23 protein-coding genes and 3 pseudogenes are annotated in these 26,944 nt (G+C 76.0%); 13 read left to right on the forward strand and 13 right to left on the reverse strand.

Annotated features, from left to right (window positions below; all coding sequences use genetic code 11):
• Window positions 1-2: 2 nt before the first annotated feature.
• From pcaB to VSR01_RS33340, 3 genes are read left to right on the forward strand one after another with little or no spacing between them, the layout of a single operon-like run.
• Window positions 3-1,364, forward strand: coding sequence for a 3-carboxy-cis,cis-muconate cycloisomerase (gene pcaB / locus VSR01_RS33330; protein WP_326453956.1), 1,362 nt, complete (start codon window positions 3-5; stop codon window positions 1,362-1,364).
• The gene (pcaDC, locus tag VSR01_RS33335; protein ID WP_326452711.1) at window positions 1,361-2,497 is read left to right on the forward strand and encodes a bifunctional 3-oxoadipate enol-lactonase/4-carboxymuconolactone decarboxylase PcaDC; all 1,137 of its coding nucleotides are present in this window, start codon (window positions 1,361-1,363) and stop codon (window positions 2,495-2,497) included. Before pcaB ends, pcaDC begins: the two co-directional genes overlap by 4 nt.
• Window positions 2,494-3,696, forward strand: coding sequence for a 4-hydroxybenzoate 3-monooxygenase (locus tag VSR01_RS33340; protein ID WP_326452712.1), 1,203 nt, complete (start codon window positions 2,494-2,496; stop codon window positions 3,694-3,696). Before pcaDC ends, VSR01_RS33340 begins: the two co-directional genes overlap by 4 nt.
• A 24-nt stretch (window positions 3,697-3,720) precedes the next feature.
• On the opposite strand, the gene VSR01_RS33345 is transcribed toward VSR01_RS33340, so the two are convergent.
• The 5 genes and pseudogenes from VSR01_RS33345 to VSR01_RS33365 all read right to left on the reverse strand — a co-directional run.
• Window positions 3,721-4,650, reverse strand: a complete 930-nt coding sequence (locus VSR01_RS33345) for a PDR/VanB family oxidoreductase (RefSeq protein ID WP_326452713.1) — start codon at window positions 4,648-4,650, stop codon at window positions 3,721-3,723.
• A complete protein-coding gene (locus VSR01_RS33350; RefSeq protein ID WP_326454023.1) occupies window positions 4,647-4,949 on the reverse strand; it encodes a hypothetical protein in 303 nt (100 codons plus the stop codon). The genes VSR01_RS33345 and VSR01_RS33350 overlap by 4 nt, the downstream gene beginning before the upstream one ends.
• Window positions 4,946-5,959, reverse strand: a complete 1,014-nt coding sequence (locus VSR01_RS33355) for an aromatic ring-hydroxylating dioxygenase subunit alpha (protein ID WP_326452714.1) — start codon at window positions 5,957-5,959, stop codon at window positions 4,946-4,948. The genes VSR01_RS33350 and VSR01_RS33355 overlap by 4 nt, the downstream gene beginning before the upstream one ends.
• A gap of 110 nt (window positions 5,960-6,069) precedes the next feature.
• Window positions 6,070-6,834 carry an IclR family transcriptional regulator gene (locus tag VSR01_RS33360; RefSeq protein ID WP_326453957.1) on the reverse strand — a complete coding sequence of 255 codons (765 nt, stop codon included), beginning with the start codon at window positions 6,832-6,834 and terminating at the stop codon, window positions 6,070-6,072.
• Window positions 6,835-6,969: 135 nt separating this feature from the next.
• A pseudogene (locus tag VSR01_RS33365) lies at window positions 6,970-7,398 on the reverse strand (MarR family winged helix-turn-helix transcriptional regulator); the annotation flags it as partial.
• A 91-nt stretch (window positions 7,399-7,489) separates the two neighbouring features.
• Here VSR01_RS33365 and VSR01_RS33370 point away from each other — a divergent pair.
• From VSR01_RS33370 to VSR01_RS33385, 4 genes are read left to right on the forward strand one after another with little or no spacing between them, the layout of a single operon-like run.
• Window positions 7,490-8,416, forward strand: a complete 927-nt coding sequence (locus tag VSR01_RS33370) for an SDR family NAD(P)-dependent oxidoreductase (RefSeq protein ID WP_326453958.1) — start codon at window positions 7,490-7,492, stop codon at window positions 8,414-8,416.
• Window positions 8,417-8,430: 14 nt separating this feature from the next.
• Window positions 8,431-9,300, forward strand: a complete 870-nt coding sequence (locus VSR01_RS33375) for an amidohydrolase family protein (protein WP_326453959.1) — start codon at window positions 8,431-8,433, stop codon at window positions 9,298-9,300.
• A gap of 11 nt (window positions 9,301-9,311) precedes the next feature.
• Complete coding sequence (locus VSR01_RS33380; protein ID WP_326452715.1) at window positions 9,312-10,802, forward strand: acyl-CoA synthetase; 1,491 nt, start codon at window positions 9,312-9,314, stop codon at window positions 10,800-10,802.
• A gap of 47 nt (window positions 10,803-10,849) precedes the next feature.
• On the forward strand, window positions 10,850-11,317 hold the full coding sequence (locus VSR01_RS33385; RefSeq protein ID WP_326452716.1) for a MaoC family dehydratase: 468 nt from the start codon (window positions 10,850-10,852) through the stop codon (window positions 11,315-11,317).
• 87 nt (window positions 11,318-11,404) lie between these two features.
• Here the strand turns inward: VSR01_RS33385 and VSR01_RS38075 are convergent, their stop codons facing one another.
• The 5 genes and pseudogenes from VSR01_RS38075 to VSR01_RS33405 form a co-directional block, all read right to left on the reverse strand.
• Window positions 11,405-12,196, reverse strand: coding sequence for a hypothetical protein (locus tag VSR01_RS38075; RefSeq protein ID WP_442785733.1), 792 nt, complete (start codon window positions 12,194-12,196; stop codon window positions 11,405-11,407).
• Window positions 12,197-12,360: 164 nt separating this feature from the next.
• Window positions 12,361-12,834: pseudogene (locus VSR01_RS38080) on the reverse strand (hypothetical protein); the annotation flags it as partial.
• Between the two features lie 16 nt (window positions 12,835-12,850).
• Window positions 12,851-14,678 (reverse strand): annotated as a pseudogene (locus VSR01_RS33395) (IucA/IucC family protein); the annotation flags it as partial.
• The gene (locus VSR01_RS33400; protein WP_326452717.1) at window positions 14,675-16,918 is read right to left on the reverse strand and encodes an IucA/IucC family protein; all 2,244 of its coding nucleotides are present in this window, start codon (window positions 16,916-16,918) and stop codon (window positions 14,675-14,677) included. The pseudogene VSR01_RS33395 and the gene VSR01_RS33400, both read right to left, overlap by 4 nt.
• Window positions 16,915-18,138, reverse strand: coding sequence for an ATP-grasp domain-containing protein (locus VSR01_RS33405; RefSeq protein WP_326452718.1), 1,224 nt, complete (start codon window positions 18,136-18,138; stop codon window positions 16,915-16,917). Before VSR01_RS33405 ends, VSR01_RS33400 begins: the two co-directional genes overlap by 4 nt.
• Window positions 18,139-18,358: 220 nt before the next feature.
• Between VSR01_RS33405 and VSR01_RS33410 the strand changes: the two genes are divergently transcribed.
• Window positions 18,359-19,240, forward strand: a complete 882-nt coding sequence (locus tag VSR01_RS33410; protein ID WP_326452719.1) for a (2Fe-2S)-binding protein — start codon at window positions 18,359-18,361, stop codon at window positions 19,238-19,240.
• A 29-nt stretch (window positions 19,241-19,269) separates the two neighbouring features.
• The gene (locus VSR01_RS33415; RefSeq protein ID WP_326452720.1) at window positions 19,270-19,830 is read left to right on the forward strand and encodes a DinB family protein; all 561 of its coding nucleotides are present in this window, start codon (window positions 19,270-19,272) and stop codon (window positions 19,828-19,830) included.
• Window positions 19,831-19,858: 28 nt separating this feature from the next.
• Here VSR01_RS33415 and VSR01_RS33420 read toward each other — a convergent pair whose 3' ends face one another.
• A complete protein-coding gene (locus tag VSR01_RS33420) occupies window positions 19,859-20,200 on the reverse strand; it encodes a DUF5713 family protein (protein ID WP_326452721.1) in 342 nt (113 codons plus the stop codon).
• A 100-nt stretch (window positions 20,201-20,300) separates the two neighbouring features.
• Window positions 20,301-20,999, reverse strand: a complete 699-nt coding sequence (locus VSR01_RS33425) for an SDR family NAD(P)-dependent oxidoreductase (protein ID WP_326452722.1) — start codon at window positions 20,997-20,999, stop codon at window positions 20,301-20,303.
• 321 nt (window positions 21,000-21,320) lie between these two features.
• Here VSR01_RS33425 and VSR01_RS33430 point away from each other — a divergent pair, with 321 nt between their 5' ends.
• Window positions 21,321-22,262 carry a helix-turn-helix transcriptional regulator gene (locus tag VSR01_RS33430; RefSeq protein WP_326452723.1) on the forward strand — a complete coding sequence of 314 codons (942 nt, stop codon included), beginning with the start codon at window positions 21,321-21,323 and terminating at the stop codon, window positions 22,260-22,262.
• A gap of 30 nt (window positions 22,263-22,292) precedes the next feature.
• On the opposite strand, the gene VSR01_RS33435 is transcribed toward VSR01_RS33430, so the two are convergent.
• Window positions 22,293-22,652 (reverse strand): DUF6204 family protein, encoded by a 360-nt coding sequence (locus tag VSR01_RS33435; protein ID WP_326452724.1) that lies wholly within the window; start codon window positions 22,650-22,652, stop codon window positions 22,293-22,295.
• 279 nt (window positions 22,653-22,931) lie between these two features.
• Here VSR01_RS33435 and VSR01_RS33440 point away from each other — a divergent pair, with 279 nt between their 5' ends.
• The 3 genes from VSR01_RS33440 to VSR01_RS33450 are packed head-to-tail and all read left to right on the forward strand — an operon-like array spanning window position 22,932 to window position 26,811.
• Complete coding sequence (locus VSR01_RS33440) at window positions 22,932-23,447, forward strand: hypothetical protein (protein ID WP_326452725.1); 516 nt, start codon at window positions 22,932-22,934, stop codon at window positions 23,445-23,447.
• A complete protein-coding gene (locus VSR01_RS33445; RefSeq protein ID WP_326452726.1) occupies window positions 23,444-25,240 on the forward strand; it encodes a hypothetical protein in 1,797 nt (598 codons plus the stop codon). The genes VSR01_RS33440 and VSR01_RS33445 overlap by 4 nt, the downstream gene beginning before the upstream one ends.
• Entirely contained in the window at window positions 25,237-26,811 is a 1,575-nt protein-coding gene (locus VSR01_RS33450; protein WP_326452727.1) for a vWA domain-containing protein, read from the forward strand. Before VSR01_RS33445 ends, VSR01_RS33450 begins: the two co-directional genes overlap by 4 nt.
• Window positions 26,812-26,944 lie beyond the last annotated feature (133 nt).

Consider the following 26,944-nt stretch of genomic DNA (forward strand, 5'->3'; position numbering starts at 1 on the left):
GCCTGCTCGCCTCCGCCGACGACGGCGCGGACCTCGGCCTGCTCGCCCCCGGCTGGGCCGGCTCCCCGGTCGAGGCCGCCACCGGCGACCGTGCGCTGCTCCGGGCCGTGCTCGACGCCGAGGCGGCGCTCACCCGTGCCCTCGGCGCACCCGAGGACGTCTGCGCCGAGGTCGACGCGGCCGCCGCCGCGGACCGCTTCGACGTGCGGGCGGTCGCCGTCCGGGCCCGCGGCGGCGGGAACCCCGTGATCCCCCTGGTCGCCGACCTCGCGGCCGCGGTCGGCGAGGAGGCCGCGCAGTGGGTGCACCGCGGCGCCACCAGCCAGGACGTCCTCGACACCGCGATGATGCTGGTGGCGCGGCGGGCCCGCGGCCTGATCCTCGAAGACCTCGACGCCACGGCCGCCGCCCTGGCCGGGCTCGCCGCCGAACACCGCGCCACCCCCATGGCCGGCCGCACACTCACCCAGCACGCCGTGCCCACCACCTTCGGCCTCAAGGCGGCCGGCTGGCACACCCTGGTCCGCGACGCCCGCGACCGCCTCGCGGCCGTCGTCCTGCCCGCCCAGCTCGGCGGCGCGGCCGGCACCCTGGCCGCGCTCGACGGCAGGGTCGGGCTGTTGGCGGCGTACGCCGCGCGGACCGGCCTGGACGAGCCGCTGCTGCCCTGGCACGTGCTGCGCACCCCGGTCGCGGACCTGGGCGCCGCCCTCGCATTCGTCGGCGGCGCGCTCGGGAAGATCGCCGCCGATGTGCTGGTGCTCTCCCGCACCGAGATCCGCGAGCTCTCCGAGGGAGCGGGCGGCGGCTCCTCCGCCATGCCCCACAAGGCCAATCCGGTCCGGGCGGCGCTCGTCGCCGCCGCGGCCCGCCGGCTCCCGCAGCACGCGGCCGTGCTGTTCGCCTCGATGGCCGCCGAGGACGAACGGCCCGCCGGGGCCTGGCACGCCGAGTGGCCGACGCTGCGCGACGCCCTGCGGCTGGCCGGCGGCGCCGCCCGGGACACCGCGGAGCTCACCGCGGGCCTGCGGGTCCACCCGCGCCGGATGCGCGAGAACCTCGACCTGACCCGGGGGCTGCTGCTGTCCGAGCGCCTGGTCGCCGCCCTCGCGCCGCTGGTCGGCCGGACCGCCGCCCGGCGGCTGCTCACCCGCGCCTCGGACACGGCCGGCCGCGAGGGCCGGCCGCTGGCGGACGTGCTCGCCGAGCAGCCGGACCTGCGCGGCCGCCTCGACCCCGGCCGCCTGCGCGAACTCCTCGACCCCACCCACTACCTGGGCGCGGCGCCCGCACTGACGGACCGGGCGCTGCGGGCCGCCCGCACCGGCTCGGCGACGGCCGCGGACCACCGGAGGACTCGATGACCACGCTCCACCACACCGTCGAGGGCCGTGCGGACGCTCCGGCCCTCCTCCTCGGCCCCTCGCTCGGCACCTCGCTGCGGCTGTGGGACGCGCAGGCGCCCGCCCTGTCCCGGGACCACCGCGTCGTCCGCTACGACCTGCCGGGGCACGGCGGCTCCCCGGCCTCGCTGCTGCGGGAGCCGACCGTGGCCGGCCTCGGCGCGCTCGTCCTCGAACTCGCCGACTCCCTGGGCATCGAGCGCTTCGGCTACGCCGGCGTCTCGCTCGGCGGGGCCGTCGGGCTCTGGCTCGCCGCCCACCACCCGCGGCGGATCACGTCCCTGGCCGTGGTCTGCTCCTCCGCGCACTTCGGCGAGCCGGCGCCGTGGCACGAGCGCGCCGCACGCGTGCGCGCGCAGGGCATGGAGTGGATCGCGGACACCGCGCCGGCCCGCTGGTTCACCCCCGCCTTCGCGGACACCGGCACCGCCCGGGACCTCGTCGCGGACCACCTGGCCGCCGACCCGGCCGGCTACGCGGCCTGCTGCGACGCCCTGGCCGCCCTCGACCTGCGCGGCGACCTCGGCCGCATCACCGCCCCCACCCTCGTCGTCGCCGGACGGCAGGACGCCGCGACGCCTCCGCGGCACGCACGCGAACTGGCCGACGGCATCGACGGATCCGGCCTCGTGGAGATCGACCGCGCCGCCCACCTCGCGCCGGCCGAACAGCCGGAACGGGTGCTGCACGCCCTGCTCGGCCACTTCGGCCCGCCCGCGGGGGACCGTTTCGCCGCCGGCGCCGCCGTCCGCCGCGCGGTCCTCGGCGACGCCCACGTCGACCGCGCCACCGCCGCCACCACACCCTTCACCGCGCCCTTCCAGGACCTGATCACCCGCTACGCCTGGGGAGAGATCTGGACCCGCCCCGGGCTCGACCGCCGCACCCGCAGCTGCATCACCCTCACCGCGCTGGTGGCCGGCGGCCACCACGACGAGCTGGCCATGCACATCCGGGCCGCGCGCACCAACGGGCTCTCCCCGCAGGAGATCCAGGAGGTCCTGCTCCAGTGCGCCGTCTACTGCGGCGTGCCCGCCGCCAACACGGCCTTCGCCATCGCCCACCGCATCCTCGAAGAACAGGCTCCCGCATGACCACGACCGCACCGCCCCTGCCCGCCCGCACCACCGTCGGCATCGTGGGCGGCGGCCCCGCCGGCCTGCTGCTCGCCCGCCTGCTGCACCGGGCGGGCATCGACTGCGCCGTCCTGGAGGCCCGCGACCGCGCCTACGTCGAGCAGCGCCAGCGCGCCGGCATCCTGGAGCAGGGCACCGTCGACGCGCTGCGCTCCAGCGGGGCGGCCGAGCGGCTGGACCGCGAGGGCCTGGTCCACGACGGCATCGAACTGCGCTGGGACCGGCGCGCCCACCGCATCGACTTCCCCTCGCTCACCGGCGGCCGCAGGGTCTGGGTCTACGCCCAGACGGAAGTCGTCAAGGACCTCGTCGCGCTGCAACTGCGCGACGGCGCGCCGCTGCTGTTCGACGCGCCGGTCTCGGCGGTCAGCGGAGCCGGCACCGACCGCCCGGTCGTCCACTACGCGCACGGCGGCGCCGAGCACACGCTCGCCTGCGACTACGTCGTCGGCTGCGACGGCTACCACGGCGTCACCCGCAAGGCCGTGCCCGAGGGCGAGCTGCGCACCTTCGAACGGGTCTACCCCTACTCCTGGTTCGGCATCCTCGCCGATGTGCCGCCCTCCAGCGACGAGTTGGTCTACGCGCACTCGCCGCGCGGGTTCGCGCTGCTGAGCATGCGCTCGCCGCGGGTCAGCCGGCTCTATCTCCAGGTGCCGGGCGGCACCGACCCGGCGGACTGGTCCGACGAGCGGATATGGGACGAGCTGGACGCCCGCTTCGCCGTCGACGGGGACTGGCGGCTCGCCCGGGGACCGATCACGCAGAAGTCGGTGCTGCCGATGCGCAGTTCCGTCACCGAGCCGATGCGCTGGGGCCGGGTGCTGCTCGCCGGCGACGCCGCGCACATCGTCCCGCCGACCGGCGCCAAGGGCCTGAATCTCGCGGCCGGCGACGCCGTCGTCCTGGCCCGGGCGTTCGAGGAGCTGGCACGGACCGGTTCCACGGCGGGCCTCGACGCCTACTCGGACACCTGCCTGCGGCGGGTGTGGCGCGCGGAGCACTTCTCCTGGTTCATGACGACGACCCTGCACACCGCCCCGGACCAGTCCGCGTTCGACACCCGCCTGCAGTTCTCCCAGCTGGACCGGATCGCCGCCTCCCCGCACGCCGCCGCGGAACTGGCCCTGAACTACGCGGGCCTGCCGGTGGGCTGAGCCCGGCGGGGGCGGGCGGTCCGGTCACAGGTCCAGGGTCAGCCGGCCGCCGGGCGTGCGGCAGCGGGACACGCAGACCATCATCGTCTCCCCGGCGGCGCGCTCCGCGTCGGTCAGGACGCTGTCGCGGTGGTCGACCTCGCCCGCCAGCACGTCGGTCTCGCAGGTGCCGCAGGTGCCCTCCGCGCAGGAGTACAGGACGTCGACGCCCGCCCGCTGGAGCGTCCGCAGGACGCTGCGGTCCGGCGGGACGGTCAGTACGACGCCGGACCGGGCGAGTTCCACCTCGAACGCGGTGTCGCCCGAGGCGTCGGCGGGGGCGGCGGTGAAGAGTTCGGTCCGCAGCGCGGACGCCGGGACGCGGTCGGCGACGTCCGCCAGCAGCGACGCCGGGCCGCAGGCGTAGACGAGTTCGCCCGGGCGCAGCCCGGCGAGGTGGGCGTCCAGGTCGAGGCGGCCGGTGGTCAGGGTGACGCGCTCGGCGGGATGGCCCCGCGTCAGCTCCTCGACGAAGGCCATGCGGGAGCGTGAGCGCCCGCCGTAGAGCAGCGACCAGTCGGAGGCGGCGGCGGACGCCGCGGCCAGCATCGGGAGGATCGGTGTGATGCCGATGCCGCCGGCGACGAAGCGGTGGTGCGGCGCCGGCTCCAGCGCGAAGTGGTTGCGGGGGCCGCGGGCCCTGAGCCGGTCGCCGGCGCGCAGCCGGTCGTGGACGAAGTCGGAGCCGCCCCGCCCGTCCGCCTCCCGCAGCACCGCGATCCGCCACCGCGCGGCGCCGGGCACGCCGCACAGCGAGTACGAGCGCTCCAGGCCCTCGGCCAGCAGCAGGTCCACGTGCGCGCCGGGCTGCCAGTCGGGCAGCGCCCGGCCGTCCGCCTGCCGCAGGGTCAGCGACACGACGCCGACCGCCTCCTCGCGGCGGTCGGCGACGACCAGGTCGATGGTGTCGTTCACCGGTGGGTGTCCTCGGGAAGGTTGGGAAGGTCCGGTTGGTCGGGGTGTCCGGGGTGTTCGGGCTGTCCGGGCTGTTCGGGGTGTTCGGGGTGTCCGGGGTGTCCGGGGTGTCCGGGGTGTCCGGCATCGTCGGGCTGATCGGCGTGGTCGGGGTGGTGCAGGAGCCAGTCCCACATCTCGACCGGGTCCTGGCAGCGGTGCTCCGCGGCGCAGTGGCAGGTGCCCAGCAGCACGTCGGTGCCGGGCAGCCAGCGGATGCGGAAGACGCCCGGTGCGTCGGAACCGCGCTCCGGGATCATCGCGCGGCCAGCCTGGCCAGGATGCGCCGCGCCGCCAGGCCGCCGGTGTCGATGTTGATGCTCAGCTCCTGATAGCCCTCGGGCTCGGTGTCCAGGCAGCGCTGCAGCACGTTGAGCGCGTCCACGTCCTGCATGACCACGGTGTGGTTGAAGTCCCGCAGGAAGGCGGTGACCTCCTCGTCCTCGACCGCGAAGTTCCGCGAGACGGCCCAGAAGTCGTAGACCCGGCCGGGCGCCGAGGGCGTGATGGCGTAGGTGATCTCGGTGCGGAAGACGGGCGTGTCCTGGCCGGCGGGGCTGATCCGGCTGTGCAGCAGGTACAGGCAGGGCGCGAAGTACTCGATGTCCTGCAGCCGCCGGATGCGCCCCTCGATGCCGGTGGAGCGCGCGTAGAAGGGCGGGCACTGCGCGTCGGGCATGTGCCGGGAGACCCGGACGATGCCCGCCTCCTCGTCGACCTCGGTGGTGATCGGGGTCTCGGCGACCTCCGGCGTGCCGATGTAGCCGCCGTGCAGGTAGGTCTCGTGGGAGAGGTCCATCAGGTTGTCGACCAGCAGGCCGAAGTCGCTGTCCACGGGCTCCATGCCGGTGACCGTGACCCAGCCCTCCCCGGCCAGGTGCGGGGCGCGCGGAACGGCGTCCGGGTCGGCCGCCTCGCGGTCGCCGATCCAGACCCAGACCATGGAGTCGACCTCCGCCACCGGGTAGGAGGCGACCCGCGCGGTCCGCGGGACGCGCTTCTGTCCCGGGACGAAGACGCAGGCGCCGGTGGTGTCGTAGGTGAAGCCGTGGTAGCCGCACACCACCGTGTCGCCGTCCAGGCGGCTCTCGGAGAGCGGGTAGCGGCGGTGCACGCAGCGGTCGGCGAGGGCGACGGCCCGTCCGTCGCCGGTCCGGTACAGCGCGAGCGGCTCGCCCAGGACGGTGCGGGCCAGCAGGTCGCGGCCGACCTCGGCGGACCAGGCGGCGACGTACCACTGGTTGCGGGCGAAGGCAGTGTGCGTGGTCATGGCGAGAGTCCCGTTCCTCCACGGCGGAGCGCCGGTGCTCCGCGTGGGGACAGGTTCGGGACCGCGGCGGCTCGCGGACAAGGGGACTTCCGCCGGGCGGAAGCCCCGGCTCAGGACGAGACGGGTTGCCACCCCAGGGCCCGTGAGATGCCGCGGCCGGCCACCTGGACGGCGGGGACGAGCGCATGTGTCCGCGCCCCGGCGGCCGGGACCACCACCGAGACGGCCGCGACCACGTCGCCGCGCGGCCCGCGCACCGGCGCGGCCACCGACAGCGCGTCGTCGGTGATCTGACGGTCGCTCACCGCGCAGCCGGCCCGCCGCACCTCGGCCAGCACCCGGCGCAGCCGAACCGGGTCGGTGACGGTGAAGGGGGTGAACGCGGCCAGCTCCCCGGCGCAGTAGCGGTCCTGCAGCGCGGCGCCCGCGTGGGCGAGCAGCACCAGGCCGACCCCGGTGGCGTGCAGCGGCCAGCGCGCCCCGACCCGGCTGTGGACGCCGACGGCGGAGCGGCCCGAGATCCGCTCGGTGTAGAGCACCTCCAGGCCGTCGCGTACCGCGAGCTGCACGTTCTCGTGGGTGGCCTCGTAGAGGTCCTCCAGGAAGGGCATCGCCGCCTGCCGCAGGACCACCCCGCGCGGAGCCAGCGCCGCGACCTCCCACAGCCACAGGCCCACGTGGTAGCGGCCGTCGTCGCCCCGCTCCAGCGCGCCCCACGCGGTGAGCGCGCCGACCAGCCGGTGCGCGGTGGGCAGCGGCAGGTCGGCGCGGCGGGCGATCTGGGTCAGCGTCTGGGCGGGGTGCGCCTGCCCGAAGGAGCCGAGCACGTCGAGCAGGCGGTCGGCCGCCGAGCGGGCGGCGGAGGCGCCGGACACGGGGGCCGGGGTGCCGGGGCGGGGTGCCGGGGCCGTCGGCGGCGTCAGCGGCCGTCGGCGGCGGGCGCGGCGGACCCGGAGCGCGCGGCGGGCCGGGAGCGCTCCGCCGGCGCGGCGGGCGGCGGCGTCCGAGGGCTCCGCGATCCGCAGCAGCAGGTCGTGCAGGGTCCGCCGCTCCTGCGCGCCCAGCGGCGCGAGCAGCTCGTCGGTGACCCGGGCGCCGTCCTGTTCGCTCTCCCGCAGCAGCCGCCGGCCGGCCTCGGTGAGGACGACGATCCGGTTGCGCCGGTCGTTCGGGTCGGGGCGGCGCTCGGCCAGTTCGAGCCGTTGCAGGTCGTCGACGAGGCTGACGATGGCGCTGGGGTCGTAGCCGAGCCGGTCGCTCAACTCCCGCTGCCGGGCGCTCTCGACGACGGACAGGTAGCGCAGCAGCGCGTAGTGCCGCAGCCGCAGGCCGTGCTGCTCCAGGCCCGCGTTGAACAGGCTGCCCGAGCGCAGGCCCAGGCGGTACAGCAGGTATCCGGTGTCCGCGTGCAGGCCGCGCATCCAGGGTGCGTCGCTCATGGGCGCATCATGGCGCACAATGGCAGCCGAGAGCAACTATTGACAGCAACAATGATTGATCCTAGCTTCTTTCTTCATGAGCGCTGAACCCATTCCCCCCCTCGATCTCACCGGCAAGGTCGCCGTCGTCACCGGCAGCGGACGCGGGCTCGGCCTCGCCTACGCCACCGCTCTGGCCCGGTCCGGCGCGGCCGTCGTCGTCAACGACCTGGACGCGGACGTCGCCGAGCAGGCCGCCGCGACCATCACCGAAGCCGGCGGACGAGCCGTCGCCGAGGCCGTGGCCGTCGGCGACAGCGAGGCCGCGGACCGCCTGGTCGCCCGCGCCGTCAGCGAGTTCGGACGCCTCGACGTCATGGTCACCAACGCCGGCATCCTGCGCGACCGGGTGCTGTGGAAGATGACCGACGAGGACTTCGACGCCGTCATCGGCACCCATCTGCGCGGCACCTTCACCTGCGCCCGCGCGGCCGCCGTCCGCATGCGCGAGCAGGGCGAGGGCGGCACCCTGGTGATGGTCGGCTCCCCGGCCGGACAGCGCGGCAACTTCGGCCAGACCAACTACGCCGCCGCCAAGGCCGGCATCGCCGCCATGGTGCGCACCTGGTCGATGGAGCTGGCCCGCTCCGGCATCACCGTCAACGCGATCGTGCCGGTGGCCGCCACCGCGATGACCGAGACGATCCCCGCCTTCGCGCCCTACGTCGAGCGCTGGCGGCAGGGCAGCCCGCTGCCCGACTTCCTGCGCAAGGGGGAGGGCTTCGGCAGCCCCGAGGACTGCGCCGCGCTGCTGCCCTTCCTCGCCTCCGACGCGGCCCGCGACGTCACCGGCCAGTGCATCGGCATCGGCGGCGACCGGCTCACCCTCTGGTCGCACCCGCAGGAGGTCGCCGTCGCTTACGCGGACGGCGGCTGGACCCCGCAGGCGCTGGCCGCCGGCTGGCACGGCTCGGTCGGCAGCGCGCCGCAGTCGGTCGGCATCCCCGCACCGCGCATCCCGGCGGGGGAGGGCGAGTGAGCGCCGAGCGGCCGATGGACGTGGCCGGCCTCGCCGCCATCGACGTCCACACCCACGCCGAGGTCTCCGCCCGGGGGAACGCCTCGCTGTCCGCCGAGCTCGACACGGCCTCCGAGGCGTACTTCAAGGTCGAGGGCAACCGCAAGCCCACCCTCCCGGAGATGGCCGCCTACTACCGCGAGCGGAACATGGCCGCCGTCGTCTTCACGGTCGACGCCGAGCACGCCACCGGCACCACTCCGGTGCCCAACGAGGAGGTGGCCGAGGCCGCCGCCGCCAACCCCGACGTCCTCATCCCCTTCGCCTCCGTCGACCCCTTCCGCGGCAAGGCCGGCGTCCGGCTGGCCCGCCGGCTGGTCGAGGAGCACGGGGTGCGCGGCTTCAAGTTCCACCCCAGCATCCAGGGGTTCTTCCCCGACGACCGGATGGCGTACGGCCTCTACGAGGCCATCGAGGAGACCGGCACGGTCGCCCTCTTCCACACCGGCCAGACCGGCATCGGCGCGGGCGTGCCGGGCGGCGGCGGCATCAGGCTGAAGTACTCCAACCCGATGCACGTGGACGACGTCGCCGCCGACTTCCCGCACCTGAAGATCATCCTCGCGCACCCCTCCTTCCCCTGGCAGGACGAGGCGCTCGCCGTCGCCACCCACAAGCCGGGCGTGCACATCGACCTGTCCGGCTGGTCGCCCAAGTACTTCCCGCCGCAACTGGTCCAGTACGCCAACTCGCTGCTGCAGGACAAGGTGCTCTTCGGCTCGGACTTCCCCGTGCTGACCCCGGACCGCTGGCTCGCCGACTTCGCCAAGCTGCCGATCAAGGACAGCGTCAGGCCCAAGATCCTCAAGGACAACGCCGCTCGGCTGCTGGGACTCACCTCCTGAAGGAACCTGACATGCGCAACGAGGGCATCGGCTCCTGGCCCGCCCGGCGGGCCCGCAAGACCCCGCACCGCACCGCGCTCGTCCACGGCGGACGCAGCCTCAGCTACGCCGACCTGCACGAGCGCACCACCCGGCTGGCACACGCGCTGCGCGCGGCCGGCATCCGCCGCGGCGACCGGGTCGCCTACCTGGGCCCGAACCACCCCGCTTACCTGGAGACCCTCTTCGCCACCGGCATCCTCGGCGCGGTCTTCGTCCCGCTCAACATCCGGCTGGCCGCCCCCGAGATCGCCTACCAGCTGCGGGACAGCGGCGCCCGCGCCCTCCTGCACGCCCCGTCCTGCGCCGAACTCGTCCCCGCGGACACACCGCTGACCATCCAGATCGGGCCCGCGTACGAGAGCGTCCTGGCCGCGGCGGACACCGAGCCGATCGACGAGACGGTCCCGCCGGACGCGCTGTGCCTGATCATGTACACCTCCGGGACCACCGGCCGCCCCAAGGGCGCCATGCTCACCCACGCCAACCTCACCTGGAACGCGGTCAACGTCCTGGTCGACCATGACCTCACCACCGACGAGCGGGCCCTGGTCTCCGCCCCGCTCTTCCACACGGCCGGGCTGAACATGCTCACCCTGCCGGTCCTGCTCAAAGGCGGCGCCTGCGTCCTCGTGGAGTCCTTCGACCCGGCCGCCACGCTGGAGCTGATCGCCGCCCACCGGATCACCTTCATGTTCGGCGTCCCGACCATGTTCGACCTCGTCGCCCGCGAACCCGGCTGGGCGCGGGCGGACCTCTCCTCGCTCCGGCTGCTCACCTGCGGCGGCGCACCCGTCCCCACACCGCTCATCCACACCTACCAGGAGCGGGGCCTGACCTTCCTGCAGGGCTACGGCATGACCGAGGCGTCCCCCGGCACGCTCTTCCTCGACGCCGAGCACGCCGTCAGCAAGGCCGGCTCGGCGGGCGTCCCGCACTTCTTCAGCGACGTGCGGGTCGTCGGGTCCGACGGACTGCCCGTCGAGCAGGGGCAGGTGGGCGAGGTCGTGGTCAGCGGCCCGCACGTCAGCCCGGGCTACTGGGGACTCCCGGCCGAGACCGCGGCCGCCGTCCGCGACGGCTGGTTCCACAGCGGCGACGCGGCCCGCGTGGACGCGGACGGCTACGTCACCATCGCCGACCGCATCAAGGACATGTACATCTCGGGCGGCGAGAACGTCTACCCGGCGGAGGTCGAGGACGCCCTGCTCGCACTGCCCGGCGTGGCCGAGTGCGCGGTGATCGGCGTCCCCGACGAGCGCTGGGGCGAGGTCGGCCGGGCCTTCGTCGTTGCGGCCCGCCCCGGCGCGGTCACCGCCCCCGACCTGCTGGCCGGGCTGCGCGGCAGGCTCGCCAAGTACAAGATCCCCGCGTCGGTGGTGCTGGTGGCGGAACTCCCGCGCACCGCCTCGGGAAAGCTCCTCAAGCGCAAGCTCCGTGCAGAGCACGGCGGCCGGCGGTGACCCGCACCGCGGCCGACGCACCCTCCGAAAGGCAAGGACACCCACCCATGACCACGCCCTCGACCGTCACCGTGCACGGTCTCGACGAGCTCAAGGCCCTGGCCGGCACCGACCTGGGCGCCAGCGACTGGATCGAGGTCACCCAGGAGCGCATCGACGGCTTCGCCGACGCGACGGACGACCACCAGTGGATCCACACCGATCCCGAGCGCGCCGCCGCCGGCCCCTTCGGCGCCCCGATCGCGCACGGCTACCTCACGCTGTCGCTGTTCATCCCGCTGTTCACCGGCCTGCTGGAGGTCGAGGGCGTCAGCACCAAGGTCAACTACGGCCTGAACAAGGTGCGTTTCCCGTCACCGGTCCGCGTCGGCTCCCGCATCCGGCTGGTCGCGCGGCTCGCCGAGGTGGAGGAGGTCCCCGGCGGCGTGCAGATCACCGTCGACGGCACGATCGAGATCGAGGGCGCCGCCAAGCCGGCCGCGGTGCTGCAGAGTCTCTCCCGCTTCTACGCCTGACCGTCCGGCCCGCCCCGGCCGTCTGGCACGCCCCCGGCCGACCGGCGGGCACGGCACGCCCCGGCCGACCGGCCCGCACGGCACGCCTCAGACGTCGAGGTGGTGGACGGTGGGGTGGGGGTGCATGAGGAAGTCGTGGTGGGAGATGTTCCACGCGTAGGCGCCCGCCATCGCGAACACGACGCGGTCGCCGGGGCGCACCGCGGGGACGGGCGCCGCGCGGGCCAACAGGTCCTTCGGCGTGCACAGTTGGCCGACGAAGGTGACCGGTCCCGGACGGCCGGGCGGCCGGGGCCAGGGGTGCGGCCAGTCGGCCACGGGCAGGACGTGGCAGGGCTGGGAATGGCCGCGCGCCGCCGGTGTGCGCAGGTGGTGGGTGCCGCCGCGGACCACCGCGAACTCCTCGCCGTGGCTGTGCTTCACGTCGAGCACGTCGGTGGCGTACCAGCCGCAGTACGCGGTCAGCGCGCGGCCGGGCTCCACGCGCAGGCGCAGCTCGGGGCGGGCGTCGGCCAGGCGCGCGAGGGCGGCGCCGTAGCCGACCCAGTCGAACCGCGCGTCGGGGTCGCCGTAGTCGACCGCCATGCCGCCGCCGACGTCGAGTTCGCGCAACGGGACGCGGTGACGCCGGGCGAGGTCGTCGGCCCAGGCCGCCACCGACCGAGCCGCCGCCGCCAGTTCGGGCGCGGCCAGCCCGCTGGCCAGGTGGGCGTGCACCCCGGCGAACTCCAGCGGCGGACAGGAGCCGTCGGTGAGCATGCGCAGCGCCATGTCCGCGTCCCGCGGGTCGAGCCCGAACGGCGAGGGCCGGCCGCCCATGGCCAGCGGGACGGACGCCAACAGGCCGTCGGCGACGGGCACGTCGACGCGCAGCAGCACCGCGACGCGGGAGTTCGGGTTGCTGCCGGTGCCGGTGCGGGTGCCGGTGCCGGTGCCGGTGTGCGGGTGGGGGAGCCGGCCCGCCGCCGGCCGGGGGCGCGCGCGGCGGCGAGGTGCGCGAGGACGCGCAGCTCGTGGACGCTCTCGACGTGGAAGCGCCGCACCCCGCGGTCGAGGGCCGCCGCGATCTCCGCCGGGGTCTTGCCCGGTCCGCCGAACGCCAGCGGACGCCCCGGCAACACGCCCGCCACGTGCGCGAGTTCGCCGCCCGAGGCGATTTCGAAGCCGTCCACGTGCGGCGCCAGCGCGGCCAGCACCCGCGGCTCGGGGTTGGCCTTGGCCGCGTAGTACAGCTCCACGCGCGGCGGCAACGCGGCCCGCACGGCTGCCGCGTGAGCCCGCAGCGCCACCAAGTCGTAGAGGTACGTGGGCAGTCGGTCCGTCGGCAGGGCGAGGACCGCCTGACGCACCCGGGGGTCGACGGCGCTCACCGCGCGGCTCCGCTGGCACAGCGTCGGTGGTCCGCGCCGCGCCGGTCGCTCGCGCCGGCCCGGTCCTCCGAGGCCGGCGCGGTCCCGTTCCCGAGCGGCCCGCCGTCCGCGGGGCCGGCCCGGCCACGCCGGCCACCGCGGCGGCACTCCCGCGGCGCGGTCCCAGCGGCGACGGCAGCCGTACGTAGGACGCCCGGCGGTCCGCCGAACGCTCCCACCTGGTCAGCAGGTTGGCCTTGGCCGGCAGCGGCGCGCCGGCCAGCAGGGCGTCCAGCCGAGGATGCCCGCCGTGCCGGTCGCGGTACTCGGTCAGCACCGCGCGCACCGTCCGCCACAGCGCCGCCTCGGCGCCCGGGCACAGATCGGCGAGCGCCGCCAGCATGTCGCCGACGTTGTTGACGAACAGGCAGTACGCGAGCCTGGTCCAGCCCTGCTCGGCGCCGTAGCTGAGCGGTTCTGCGACGTACCGGGGCAGCGCCGCCAGCGCGGCGGCGTGCCGCTCGGGCAGGAGTTTGGCGCCCTCCAGGTCGCGGAAGAGCACTTGGCAGGGCATCCCGTCGCCGTCGACGCACACCAGCACGTTCTGCAGGTGGGGTTCGAGGACCACGCCGTGGTCCAGGTACGCCGCGAGGACCGGCGGCACGAGCAGCGCCAGATACGCCCGCCACCAGCGCAGCACCGCCGCGGGGCCGGCGCCGGGCGGCAGCAGCCGGCGCGACGTGGGCGGGACCGGTCGGGTACTCGTCGGCGACCGCCGCGGCCAGCAGCGCGGTCGCGCCCGGCCGCAGCACCCGGGACAGTCCCTCGCGGACGATCACCCCGAAGCCCTCCAGCAGGTCCGGGTCCGGCGTCCCGTCGGACCCCGGCAGGGCGAGAGCGCGGTACGCCGGCTCGCGCAACACCGCGTTGCCCGGGAAGCGTTCGGCGAGGTCCGCGGCGACCGGACCGAGCAGCTGGGTCATCGCGACCGCGCCGGCCAGCTCGTACCGCGCGTTCTTGCGCAGGCAGTTGGTGATCCGCACGTTCAGGCTGAACTTCAGGAACGTCTCGCCGTCGTAGAGCGTGCGCACGGACGCGGTGGCCGCGAACGGCTGGTCGCCGGGCCCGAGGTCCCGCACCTCACCGCGCCGCAGTGCCGCCGCCAACACCGGGTGGCCGCGCAGCAGTTCGTACTGCCACGGATGCACCGGCAGGAGCGTGTGGCCGGCAGGTGCCCGGCCGAGCGCGTCGAGGGGCGCGGTCGCCCCGGGCTCCGCGCACTCCTGCACCACCAGGTCGTCGCGGACCGCGAGCAGCCGCACAGGGAAGGCGGCCCCGGCCTCGGGGGCGTACGCGGCCCAGGTCGCGGGACCGGCCTCGCGGGCCTTGGGGGCGGGGTGGAAGCGGTGGCCGAGCGGCAGGGAACGCTCCGAGGCGAGGTAGCGGGCGTGCGAGTCGACGGCGTGGGCTGTTCCGGCGGCTCCGGCGGCGGCGCCCGTCGTCGGCGCGGAGGCGGGCGACGGCCACAAGGGGTGCGCGAGGGCCGCGGTGACGCCCCGGTGGCTGGCCGCGACCTGCGCGGTGAACTCCTCGTTGGCACGGCCGGTGCGCGCAGCGAGTTCGGCGCGGACGTGCTCCGCGAGCCGCCGCCAGCCGATCGGGGACCACCGCCCCTCGTCGTACCGCGCCACCGGGCCGGTGAAGCGGTGCGCTCCCAGGAGCGAGGCGCGCCGCACCGCCACCCGCAGCCGTACCCCGGTGCGCGGCAGCCGCAGCGTCAGCGCTCCGCCCGCGACGACGGCGGTGCCTTCGGGCCCGGCGACCTCCCGCAGCAGGCAGTTGAGAAGGGTGTGGGCCACCGCCTCGCCCGCTGTGGGCAGCCGCGGCAGCGAGCCGGGCGCCGCGCCGGTTTCGGGCACGGCGTCCGGGGCGCCGGCGGCACGGTTCACGGCCCCTTTCGCGGTGCCCGGTGCGACCGTGGCGGGTGCGGGCGGTTCGTCGGTCGACGTCATCGGGGCTCGCGCAGAAGGTAGTTGGGGCCGAGGGTGTAGTGCTTGTTGATGTCGGACGCGCCCGAACGCTCCTTCGTCAGCAGCGTGCCCGCGGTCACCATGGCCTTGACCGGCAGGCGGTCGGACTCCAGGAGCGCGGCGCGCAAGGTGCGCCCGGGGCTGCCGGGGCCGTCGCCGAGGCGTTCGGTCGCCTCCGCGAGGCGCTCGCGGACCAGGCCGGTCAGGACGGGAAACGGCGCGCGGCCGGCGCTGGCCAGGGCCACGGCCAGAGCGCCCGCGCAGAGGTGGACGGTGACGGTGGTGAACAGGTCCACGAGCGGGCCGTCGTCGTCCACGGTGACGCGCGGGTCGTCGAAGGGGGGCGGGCCGTCCTGGGCACGCGAACCCCACGCGTCCGGCCCGAGCGTCTCGGCGAGGCGGCGCCGGTTGACGCGCAGCCCGTCGTCGTCCTTGAACAGCAGCCGCAGGCGCGGCGCGCCCGGACGGTCGTCCAGGACCAGCGAGATGTTCTGCTGGTGCGACTCGAGCGCGACGCCGTACCCGAACAGCGTGGTCTGCCAGTCCAGGAGCAGTGTCAGGACGGCGTCGAACAGCGCCACCGGATCGCCGCCCGTGTGCCGGTCGGCCAGGTGGTCGGCGACCAGCCGGCCGTCGGGCGCGGTCGCGGCCAGCGCCGCCAGCGGCAGCACCGTGCAGCCGTCGAGGCCGGGCGGCAGCCGCCGCACCAGCACGGCGAGCACCGCGTGGCCCGCGTGCGCCCAGCGGGTCTCGTCGCAGTGCGGGACCAGCCCCTGGAACCGCGGCTCGCGGGCCGTGACGGCGGCGAGCAGGCGTTGCGCCGCCGCGCCGTCGACGAGCGTGCCCGGCTTGATGGTGCGGAGGTTGAGCCGGCCCAGCGTGGAGGTGGCGAGCGGCAGCTTCAGATGCACGCCGGGGTGCGCGGTGAGCGCCACGGTCCGCATGGACAGCGTCGGCGCCGCGCTCAGCCACGGCCGCTCGGCGAGCACCGCGCTGCCGAGCAGCCCCGTCGCGCGCAGCGCCTCGTGCAGCGGGCCGCCGGCCGCACCGGCCGCCGTCGACGGGTGCACGGGCAGGGCGAGATGGGTGTGGTCGAGACCCGCGAGGCCGAGGTCCGAGGGCGCGGGCCAGAACGGCGCGAGTGCGTCCGCGAGCGGATTGGTTCCGACGCCGCGTCCGCTTACGGGTGTTCCGGGGGTTCCGGCCGTCCCGGGTGTTCCGGGGGTTCCGGTCGTTCCGGACGCTCCGGGGGTTCCGGGTGACGTGATCGAGGCGGGCGGTCCGGAGGAGCCCCGTGGTCCGGACGGCGGGAGGTCCGGGACCGGGCCGCCGGCGACCGTGAGCGCCTCGCGCGGCACGGCGAGCCAGCGCAGGGCGAACGTCGCGCCGAACTCAGGTGCGTACGCCCGCAGGTGGTCGGCGGACAGGCCGGGGCGGGCGGCCCAGGTCGGGTAGAGCGGGTGTCCGTGCCGCGCGGCGAGCACGTCGAACGCGAGCGCAGCCTGGGGACCGCGCCAGTCCGCGAGGTCGTCGCCGTGCCGTGCGACGAGCCGTGCCACCGTCCCCTCACGGGTGGCCGCGTGGAGCCGGAGCGCGGCCAGCGCGTCGCGGTACTCGGCGGCGAACGCCTCGAAGCCCGGGGCGTCCTCGGCCGTGGCGTGCCGGGCGAGCGCGGCGATGACCTCCTCGCCGTCGGTCACCTCGCGACCGCCGACCACCATGAGCGGCGACCGCGCCGCGTACGCGCACTGGAAGCCGTCCTCCTCGACCGGCAGGAGGAGGTCCTGCGGCGTCCCGTTCGCGCTGTCGAACCGCGGAGTGTCGCCCCGCAGAGCGTCGCCCCGCAGAGCGTCGCCCCGCAGAGCGTCGCCTCGCGGACCGTCGCCCGCCGGGCCGTCGTCGGACCCGGCGTCCCCCGGCGCGCAGTCGCCGCCGGGCAGCCGCAGCCAGCGGCCGTCCGGCCGGTCCTCGACCGTGCTCCGCGTGCGCAGCCCGCACACGTCCTCCCGGAGCGTCGTGCTCAGCACCCGGGTCAGCAGCTCGCCCTCCACCGCCTCCCGCGAGCCCGCGTCGTGCGCCGCGTCCGCCGGGTCCCGCGAGTCCGTGCCGGGCGCCGCGTCCGCCGGGTCCGGGCTCGCGGCTCCCGCGCCTGCCGCGCCTCCCACCGCGCAGTCGCCGGCGGCGCCGTGCGCGGAGGCCTCCCCGCCTCCGGGGCGCGTCACGGTGTGATCTCCCAGGTCCGGGAGGCCACGTACGCGTCGGCCGCGCGGCCCACGCGCGCCGGGTCGGGGCCGATCGCGCGCACCACGCCGAGCAGGTCGCGGTTGGTGTGGTGGACCGGGCGCCTGCTGCCGATCTCGCGCAGCGGCCGGTACGCCAGCCGCACCCCGTCGACTTCGACGTCCTCCGGCCCCGGGGCGGCGGTGAGGACCCCGGCCGTGCGGGCGTAGGGATAGACGAGGCAGGCGGCGGCGTCCGGCGCCGGCCACGGGCCGGGCGGCAGCGGCTCGCCCAGGTGCACCCGCAGCACGAGGTCGAACAGCGGCACCCCGAGCAGCTCGGCCAGCAGCAGGTCGCACTGGTCGCCGATGGCGCGATAGTTGACCTCCACCAGCCGCGCCCGGTCGCCGTCCACCACGAACTCCGTGTGGCAGGCCCCGAACCCCACCCCGAGCGCGTCCAGTTGGACCAGCACCTGGTCCACCAGGGGCCGCGCCAGGTCGGGTTCCCAGGTCAGCCGCTCCTCGATGAAGTACGGCGGAGGGGAGAGGCGGGTGCGGAAGCCGCCCAGCACCCGGCGCGCCCGGCCGTCGCCGAGCGTCTCCAGCGTGTGCAGCCGCCCGGACACGAACTCCTCGACCACCAGGGCGTCGTGCGGGCGGCGGGCGCGGATCTCCCGGCAGCGGGCGGCGAGTTCGGCCGGGTCCGCGACGAGCACGACGTCCTCGCTCGCCACGCCCTCGCGCGGCTTGACCACGCACGGGAACGGCACCTCCCGCACCTGCGGCCGGTCCAGCGCGTCCGACAGGTCCTGCTCCGCGGGGAGTTCGGCGGCGCGCACCGTCGTGCCGGGCGGCAGGCCGGCCGCGGCCAGCCGCCGTCGCATCTCGGCCTTGTCCTTCGTCCGCAGCGCCGCCCGCCAGTCCTTGCCGGGCAGCCCGAAGTAGTCCGCCGCCAGCGCCGCCTGGACCTGGAGGTGGTCGCTGTTGCTGAACACCGCGCCGGGGCGGCGGCCGGCCGAGATCCGGGACACGACCGCGCGGACGTCGCGCACCGCGCACCGCGCCACCTCCACGTCCTCGTCGCCGGCCGCGGCGACGGCGCGGTGCGCGTCCGGCTGGTCGGTGAGCACGGTGACGGTCAGGCCGAGCCGGCGGGCGGCGGGCAGGAAGCCCTCGGTCACCGAGTCCGTCGGGTTGAGGGCCAGCAGGTACATCTGCACAGATGCGTCGGCTTTCCACGCGCGGGAGCTGGTCCGGCCGCCGCGGGCGGCGACGGGCCGAAGTGGTGTGACGACCCTAGGTTAGGCATACCTAATATTGTCAACTCGATTCCGGGTGACCCCAGTTGGACCGGCCCGGAAGAAGGTGATTAGGTTTGCCTAACCCGACGCCCTCCGGTGTCGGCATGGACTGACGCATCCGAGGGTCCGGGAGGACTCCATGTCCCTGGCCCGCGCCTACCGGCGGCTCGCCGCGCTGTGCCCCGCGCTGCGGCTGACCATCGCCGCGCCCGCCGCCGGGCCCTGCGCCGCACCCCGCACCGCCGCCGACGCGCACGCCCCCGGCTGGACCGACGGGCGCCTCCTGGCGTACGACGACGCGGCGCGCCGGGCATGGCTGGACGCCGAGGCCGCCCGCGTCCGCGACGTCTACGGCGTGCGGGCCCGCGAGGACGTCGTCGCCACCAAGGCCCTGCACGGCTACCTCTGGTCGGCCGCCCTGCTGATCAGCGGCCCCTGGTACCTGCAGCGACGGGTGCCGTACCTGCGGCCGCGGGACGTCGAGGTCGGGCCCGGCGGGGCGTACCGGGTCGTCGTCCCCGGCGCCTTCGCGTGCCTGCCCGGCGACCCGGCGGCCGGCAGCGCGCGGGCGACCGTGCGGGACCGCGAGGAGGACCTGCACGCGGAACTGCGGCAAGCGGTCGCCGAGCACGTCGGCCCGCTGCTGGAGGCCCTGCGGCCCCGGGTGCGGCGCGGCGCCCGCGCGCTGTGGGGCATGGTCGGCGACGACCTGGTCTCCGGACTCTGGCACCTGGGCCGCGCGCTGGGCGAGGAGGAGCGCGGCGCGGAGCTGGCGACCCGGGTGCTGCCCGCGCCGCTCGCGCCCTTCCCCGCCGGCGCGCGCTTCCGCCGGCTGCCCGACGACCACCCCGGACCCGACCGGCTGACCCGGACCCGTATCGGCTGCTGCCTGCACTACACCGTGCGCGGCGACGAGGTCTGCGCCACCTGCCCGCGGCTGCGCGCGCTCGCCCCGCGCGCAGCCGGCCCGGCGGCGCCCATACCCGCGCCGCCCCGGCCCGCGGAAACAATCCGTTTGTGAGCACCGCACGACCGGACCACCATGGGCGCATGAGCGACCAGCCCGCGCGATGGACCCAGGCGACCGTGTACCCCGACATGTGGGCCGACCCGGCCGACGACCCCCGCAACAGCGAGGGCCCCAGCCCGGACGGCGAACTGGCCACGCTGCGGGACTTCCTGACCGACTACCGGCTGACCCTGCGGATGAAGTGCGAGGGCCTGGACGCGGAGCAGCTGGCCCGGCGCTCGGTGCCGCCCTCCACGATGTCGCTGCTCGGGCTCGTCCGCCACCTCGCGGAGGTGGAGCGCGACTGGCGCAACTGGATCGGCGACGCCGAGCCGCTGCCCAAGCTCTACGGTCCCCGGGACGCCGACTTCGACGGCGCGGTCGCCGACCAGGCCGTGGTCGACGCGGCCTTCGCCGACCTCGCACGCGAGCAGGAGGCCACCGACGCCGCGCTCGCCGCCCACCCCGACCTCGGCGAACGCGTCGGCAAGGACGCGCTGTCGATCCGCGAGATGCTCGTGCACGCCATCGAGGAGTACGCCCGCCACTGCGGGCACGCGGACCTGCTGCGCGAGTGCGTCGACGGCAGAGTCGGCCAGTAGGCTCCGCGGCCCGGCCCCGCGCCGGGCCTCACCACTCGCGGGGCGCGATCAGCTCCTCCACGTCCGCCTCCTCGAAGCCGTACGCCGACGCCACGAACCAGAAGTCCTCGGCTATCTCCTCACGCGCGACGGTCTCGATCTCGCTGCCGGCGGCCTCGAACGCGGCCTCCAGCGCGTTGAACTCCTCCGTCGCCGCGTGCGTCAGCGTGTAGAGGCCGGGCAGGTCCGCCGGGCGCTCGGCCTCGATCCGCGCGCACAGCCGCATGAGCACGGCCCGGCCCTGGTCCACGACGTGGTCGGGGTAGTAGCCGTCCGCGTACAGCGTGCGCAGGAACGCGTGATCGGTCACCTTCGGATTCGTGATCGTCATGCCGCCGATCATGCACCGGGCCACTGACAATCCGGTCCTGGGCGGGCGGGAGCGGGCCGGGACGGGGCCGGCGGCGGGCCGGGAACGAGTCCCCGGACGCTCAGGACCAGGCGACCGGGCCGTGGCGGTCGACGAACCGCCCGGTGCCGGCGTCCGGCGGCTCGGTGGCCAGGCGCACGATCGCGTCGGTGCCCTCGGTGACGGTCTGCGGCCCGCTGTGCCCGTTGAGGTCGGTCGCGGTGTAACCGGGGTCCGCGGCGTTGACGCGGATGCCCTTCAAGCCCTTGGCGTACTGCGTGGTGAGCATCGTCAGGGCCGCCTTGGACGCGGTGTACGCGGGCGCCACCACGGACGACTCCGGCCGCGACGGGTCCTGGGTGAGGGCGATCGAGCCCATGCCGCTGCTGACGTTGACGATCACCGGGTCCTGGGAGCGGCGCAGCAGCGGCAGGAAGGCGGCGGTGGCGCGGACCACGCCGACCACGTTCACATCGAGGACGGCCAGCACGTCCGCGCCGGTCAGCGCGCCGGGGTCGCCGTGCGGGCCGTGCACCCCCGCGTTGTTCACCAGGACGTCGACCACGCCCTCGTGAGCGGCGACGTCGGCCGCCGCGGCGGCCACCGACGCGTCGTCGGTGACGTCGATGCGGACGAAGCGCGCGCCGAGCGCTGCCGCCGCCGCCTCGCCCCGCTCCGGGTCGCGGGCCCCCGCGATCACGGTGTGCCCGAAAGCGATCAGCCGCCGGGCGGTCTCGTAGCCGAGCCCCTTGTTGGCTCCGGTGATGAAGGTGATGGTCATGCCCCGATCGTCGGCCCGCGGCCGGGGCCGCGCCAGAGACGCCCCGACCGTAGGACCGCGGGTACCACCCAGCTCCCCGGCCTGCGGCCCCGCGAACGGCGGCGGCACCAGGCGCCGGTCGTCCCGCTCCTCCGGCCGGCGGCCGGTCGCTCACGGCCGGCGTTCCGATTCCGCCCGCGCCCGCGCCCGTGGGCGCCGCCGACCCGTCCGGGGTGCGGCCCGGGGGCGCTGGTCCTGACGACGCGGGGCCCCGGGCGTCCACGGGCGCGGTTGTCCACAGGCGTCCGCACGGGTGTGCGCGGGGTGCGGCAGGATGGAGGTATGGCACAGAAGGACGCCGCGGGGCTCGGCGCGACGATCCGCGCGTGGCGGGAGCGGCTGTCGCCCGCCGCGGCCGGGCTGCCCTCCGGGCCTGGGCGGCGGGCGGCCGGGCTGCGCCGGGAGGAACTCGCCGAGCGCGCCGGGCTGTCGGTGGACTACGTGGTGCGGCTGGAGCAGGGCCGCGCCACCGCGCCGTCCGCGCAGGTGGTCGGCGCGCTCGCGCACGCGCTGCACCTGTCCGGCGCCGAGCGCGAGCACCTGCACCGGATGGCCGGACTGGCGCCGCCGGACGCCGGCCCGGTCCCCGACCGGCTGCCGCCCGGCGTCCGCCGGGTGCTCGACCGGCTCGGCGACGTCGCGGTCGCCGTGTTCGCCGCCGACTGGCAGATGATCTGGTGGAACCCCGGCTGGGCCGCGCTCCTCGGCGACCCGGCGGCGGTGCCGCCCCGGCTGCGCAACTTCGCCCGTGAGCGGTTCCCGGTCGGCCCCGAGCCGGTGCGGATCTCCCGCTGGCCGGTGGCCACCGACGACGCCGAGCAGTCCGATCTCGCGGTCGTCTCCGACCTGCGCCGCGCGACCGGCAGGTTCCCGCACGACGCGCGCCTGGCCGCGCTGGTCCGCGAGCTCACCGCGGGCAACGCCGGCTTCGCCCGCCTCTGGGCGAGCGGCACGGTCGCCGCGCACCGCGAGGACCGCAAGGTCGTACGCCACCCGGACGTCGGCTCCGTCGAAGTCGACTGCGACGTCCTCACCGACGGCGATTCCGAGCTGAAGATCGTGATCCTCACCCCGTCCCCGGGCACCGCGGACGCGGCCCGCTTCCACCGCGCCCTCGCCCAGTGCGAGGCAGGCACCGCGGCGTCCGCCCCGCACCTCGCCCCGGACGCCCCCGGCACGCCTGCCGACGCGTCCTCCGCGACGGACGCGGTCTCCTCCCGCTGATCCGCTGATCAGGCCGCGCGGCGGGGGCGCTCAGGGGGTGCAGCGGGAGGCCTCGCGGCGGCGGCGCTTGCCGAGGGCGGCCTGCGAGAGGTCCTCGGCCTGGGACCGCAGGTTCTTGTAGCCGTAGCCGCGGTCGTCGAGCCACGCGCGGGCCGCGGCCTCGGCGCGCCCGGACGCCGCCACGATGTCCTCCTCGGCCTCGCCCGACTCCAGGAAGCGGAAGGTGAAGGCGGACCGCGCGGCCAGGTCGTAGCTCAGGTGTCCCTCGGGGGTGAAGGCCGCGCGCAGGACGTCGTGCTCCGCCGCGTCCGCCGACAGCTCCGCCCGCTGCTGCGGGCTCAGCCCGTCGAAGACGCCCCGGACGGTGACGCGGAAGGTGCGAGTGCTCATGCCGCGGACCCTACGCGGGCGCAGCGGCCCGCTCCACCGGGTTTCCCGGACCCCGGCGGCCGGTCCGCGACGACGCCCGACGTGCCGCGGGCCCGGTCCGGCCGTCCCCGGCCGGGCCGCTGACCTGACGAGACGTCAGTGAGCGCCGCGCCGGGGTCCGTCGGGGCGTTCGCGGTGATCGGGATTGTCAGTGCCCGGCGGTACTTTCGATCACGTCCCGCCGGGAGACGGTGGGCGGGACACCCCCCTTTTCCATGCCCTGGACGCAGAGGAGTCGGCATGTCGTCGCAGTGGGAGCGTTCGAGTACGGCACGGGTCGTGGCGCCGGCCCGGCCGCGCAAGCTCGCCAAGGTGCCGTTCGTGGAGTTGGCGGACGGACGGCTGCAAGGCGTGGTCTCCAGCGGTTCGGACGCGGCGCGGGTCTACGTGTCGTCCGTCGCCGCGGGCGACTTCGCGTACGCGTGCAGCACCAACAACAACCGGCCGTGCGGCGGCGCCCGGGGCGGCTTCTGCAACCACATACGGGCGCTGCTCGGCGAGGCGGTGCTGCAGTACGGCGGTGCGCGCGTCGCCCGCTACCTGCGGGTCGAGGCGGAGGAGGGGGAGCAGGGCGAGCCCGGCCCGGCCGCGATCGAGTACGCGATCTCGCTGACCCGCCCGCCGATGGCGGACCGGACCGACGCCGCGCCGGTCTTCAGCCGGTTCCTGCGTCACCTGGCGTATCTGGAGTTCGCCCCGGCCACCGAGCCGCTGCCGGAGATGACCTGGTTCCCCGCGAACAGGGCGGCGGCATGATGCGCGCCGACCTGCTCACCGCTCCCGTCGAGGGACTGGACGAGGCGCTGGCCGCCGCGGACGCCTTCGACCGCGCGCTCGTCGCCGGGCTGCTGCGCCCGCAGGCCGACCAGGCCGCGGACCTCGCGCTGTTCGCGCAGGCGCTGGGCGGCTCGCCGCTGGCCTCGCGGGTCGCCGAGGCCGCGGAGAAGGCGTCGGCCGGCGCGGCCGGCGAGGACCACTTCGTGGCCCTGGCCGCCGCCCGCACCGCGCTGCTGGGCGCGGCGGCCGACGCGCTCACGGCACGGGCCGCGGAGGCGATCGGCCGTCCGCTCGGTGCGGTCGCGGACGCCGCGGCGGCCGATCCGGCGGGCACGGAGGGTCCCGGGGAGACGGTCCGTCCGGCGGGGGAGCCTGGCGCGGCGCGGGCGAACGGCGACGCGAAGGCCACCGGCGCACTGGGCGGTGGCGCACCGGGCGGCGGCGAGTCGGGCGGCGGCGAGTCGGACGGCGGCGGGCCGGCGCAGACCGGCACGCCCCAGGGGGCCACCGCGGCCATTGCGGCCAATCAGGCCACTGCGGCAACCAACGCCTCCGGGGCTTCCGGGGCCTCCGGGGCCGCCACCTCCTCGGACACGCCCGCGGGAGGAATGCCGGCGAATCTGGCCGCCGCCGCGCGCTCCTGGCTATGCGACCTGGCGCGGGCCGGCTGGCGCGGGCTGGACCACGAGCTGGCGGCCGGCGCGGCCCCCGTCGTGTCCGCGATGCTGCCGGACCCCGCGCTGCGCCGGGCGGCGGCCCTGCTGGACGGCTTCGCCGCCGAGCTGGCCGCCTCCTGCCCGGGCGCGACGCTGGAGCGGATACCCGCGCGCCGCTGGGGCGATCTGTGGGCGCGCGCCATGGTCCTCACCCTGCCCGGCGCCATGGCGGCGCCCGCGCCCGGCGCCGCCACCGGCCGGCTGCTGCCGCTCGGCGTGGACCTGCACGAGCACGCGACCGCCGCACAGGCGCAGGTCCACGCGGTGTTCGAACCGGCCGACGGCGGCCCGGCGCGGCTGGTCCGGGCGAGCGTCTCGGCGCCCAAGCCGGACACCGTCGTCGGCGCGGGCGTGTGGCAACTGCTGCGCCCGCACATGTCGCTGCTGGCCGCCGCGGCCGAGGGCCGCTCGATGGACCTCGCCGACATGCCGCTCACCGCCGAGGGCGACCTGCTGTGGGACGACGCGCGAGCCCGTACCGGCGAGCCCGCGGACGCCTTCGCCACCGCCCGCGTGGCGCTGCCCGCCGCGCGGGCCGCGGCCACCGCGCCACTGGACCGGCACCCGGCGCGCCTCGCCGTCCCCGTCTTCCTGGAGGGATACGCGCCGCGGCGCGGCGACGGGGGCACGCTGGAGTTCGTCTTCCCCGGCCGGGGGGCCGCGGCGGCCGCGACCCCGACCGGGGAGGGAGCCGCCGCCGGAGCGGGCGGAGACGCGGAGGCAGCGTCCGCCGTGCCCGTCACGCCCGCCGCGTCCGCGCAGGACACCGGCGCCGCCGTGGCCGTGGACGCCACGCGGGTGCCGTCGGCCGGACCGCTCACCCCCGAGGCCGTCGCGGCCTCGACCGCCTGCATCGCGCTGCTGCGGTGGGACGCCGGGACGTTCCGGGTCCAGCCGCTCGCCGTGCGGACGGCCGTCCGCAAGAAGACCGTCGCGGTGCACGCCGGGGCATGGGCGGCCGGCACCACCGACAAGCTCGGCGCCAAGGCGGAGAAAGCCGCCACCGACGCCGTCGCCGTGCTGCGCGAGCGCAGCGGGAAGCTGCTGCGGAAATGACCGAGCCGACCGAGCCGACCGAGCCGACCGAGCCCACCGAGCCGACTGGGCCCACCGAGCCGACTGGGCCGACTGGGCCGACTGGGCCCACCGAAGCCGCCGCGGGCGTGCCCGCCGCCGCGACCGTATCCGTCCCGGACCCGGCGTCCGCGCCGCGCCCGGCGTCCGCGCCGCGCGCCGCGTCCGACGACGCCCAGGAGCACCGCCGCCAGGTGCTGTACTGGCGGCTGTTGTCCCGGCTGTTCGACCAGGAGGAGCAGATCGCGCTCGAGGCGGCGAGCGTCGCCGTGGTCGAGGACGCCGGTCTGCCGCCCGCCCTGCTGGACCCGAAGACCTCCGTCGACTCCCTGGTGCAGCGCCACCCCGAGCTGATGGCCGAGCTGGACGGCCTGATGACGCCGGAGCCCGCGGCCGACGGCGCCCGCGACCGCGCCGCCGAGGTGCGCCGCGCCGCGCTCGCCTCCAAGCTGCTGCTCAACGTCTTCGCCGCGGGCTCCGGCCCGGTCAGCGCCGCCCAGCTGGGCCGCTGGCAGTCCGACGCCGGGTGGCTGGAGCGGGCGCTCGGCTGCGCGCCGGGCGGACTGCGCGGCAGCCGGCCGGGGCGGAACAGCGGGGGCCGCGCCGCGAGCCCGACCGGCACCGGCGGCGGGGGAGCGACGCCGGACCTCAGCCGGCTCGTCCCGCCGATCGGTCCCGACCTCGCCGCGATCGAGGCCGACCTGGTCAGCCGGATGCGGCTGCGCGAGGTGCTCGCCGACCCGCGGCTCGCCGCGGGACTCACCCCGAGCATGTCGCTGATCGAGCAGTTGCTGCGGGACAAGAACAACCTGGACGGCGTGGCGTTGGCCAACGCCAAGTCGCTGATCCGCCGCTTCGTGGACGAGGTCGCGCAGGTCCTGCGCACCCAGGTGGCGAAGGCGTCGGCGGGCGAGCTGGACCGCTCGGTGCCGCCCAAGCGGGTGTTCCGCAACCTCGACGTCGACCGCACGATCTGGAAGAACCTCACCAACTGGGACCCGGAGTCCGAGCGGCTCTACGTCGACCGGCTCTACTACCGGCACACCGCCCGCAGGACGACGCCGCAGCGACTGGTGGTGGTCGTCGACCAGTCCGGCTCGATGGTCGACTCCATGGTCAACTGCACCATCCTCGCCTCGATCTTCGCCGGCCTGCCCAAGGTGGACGTCCACCTGATCGCGTACGACACGCAGGCGCTGGACCTGACGCCCTGGGTGCACGACCCGTTCGAGACGCTGCTGCGCACCAACCTCGGCGGCGGCACCGACGGCACGGTGGCCATGGCGCTGGCGCAGCCGAAGATCGCCGAACCCCGCAACACCGTCGTGGTGTGGATATCCGACTTCTACGAGTGGCGCAGCGAGCCGCTGTTCGAGTCGATGGCGGCGATCCACCGCTCCGGCGCGAAGTTCATCCCGGTCGGCTCGGTCACCAGCGCCGGTCGCGGCAGCGTCAACCCCTGGTTCCGCGAGCGCTTCAAGGACCTGGGCACCCCGGTGATCTCCGGGCACATCCGCAAGCTCGTCCAGGAACTGAAGACCTTCCTGACCTGAGCTGACCCGAGCTGACCTGATGTGACGTGAAGCTGACCCGATGTGACCTGGCTTGACCTGACCTGCTGAACCGGCCCGCGCCGCCCGCCGCGGCCCCTCCCGCACACCACCTCCGAACCCCCCTTCGCGAAAG

It is taken from the genome of Actinacidiphila sp. DG2A-62 (assembly GCF_035825295.1).
GTDB lineage: Bacteria > Actinomycetota > Actinomycetes > Streptomycetales > Streptomycetaceae > Actinacidiphila.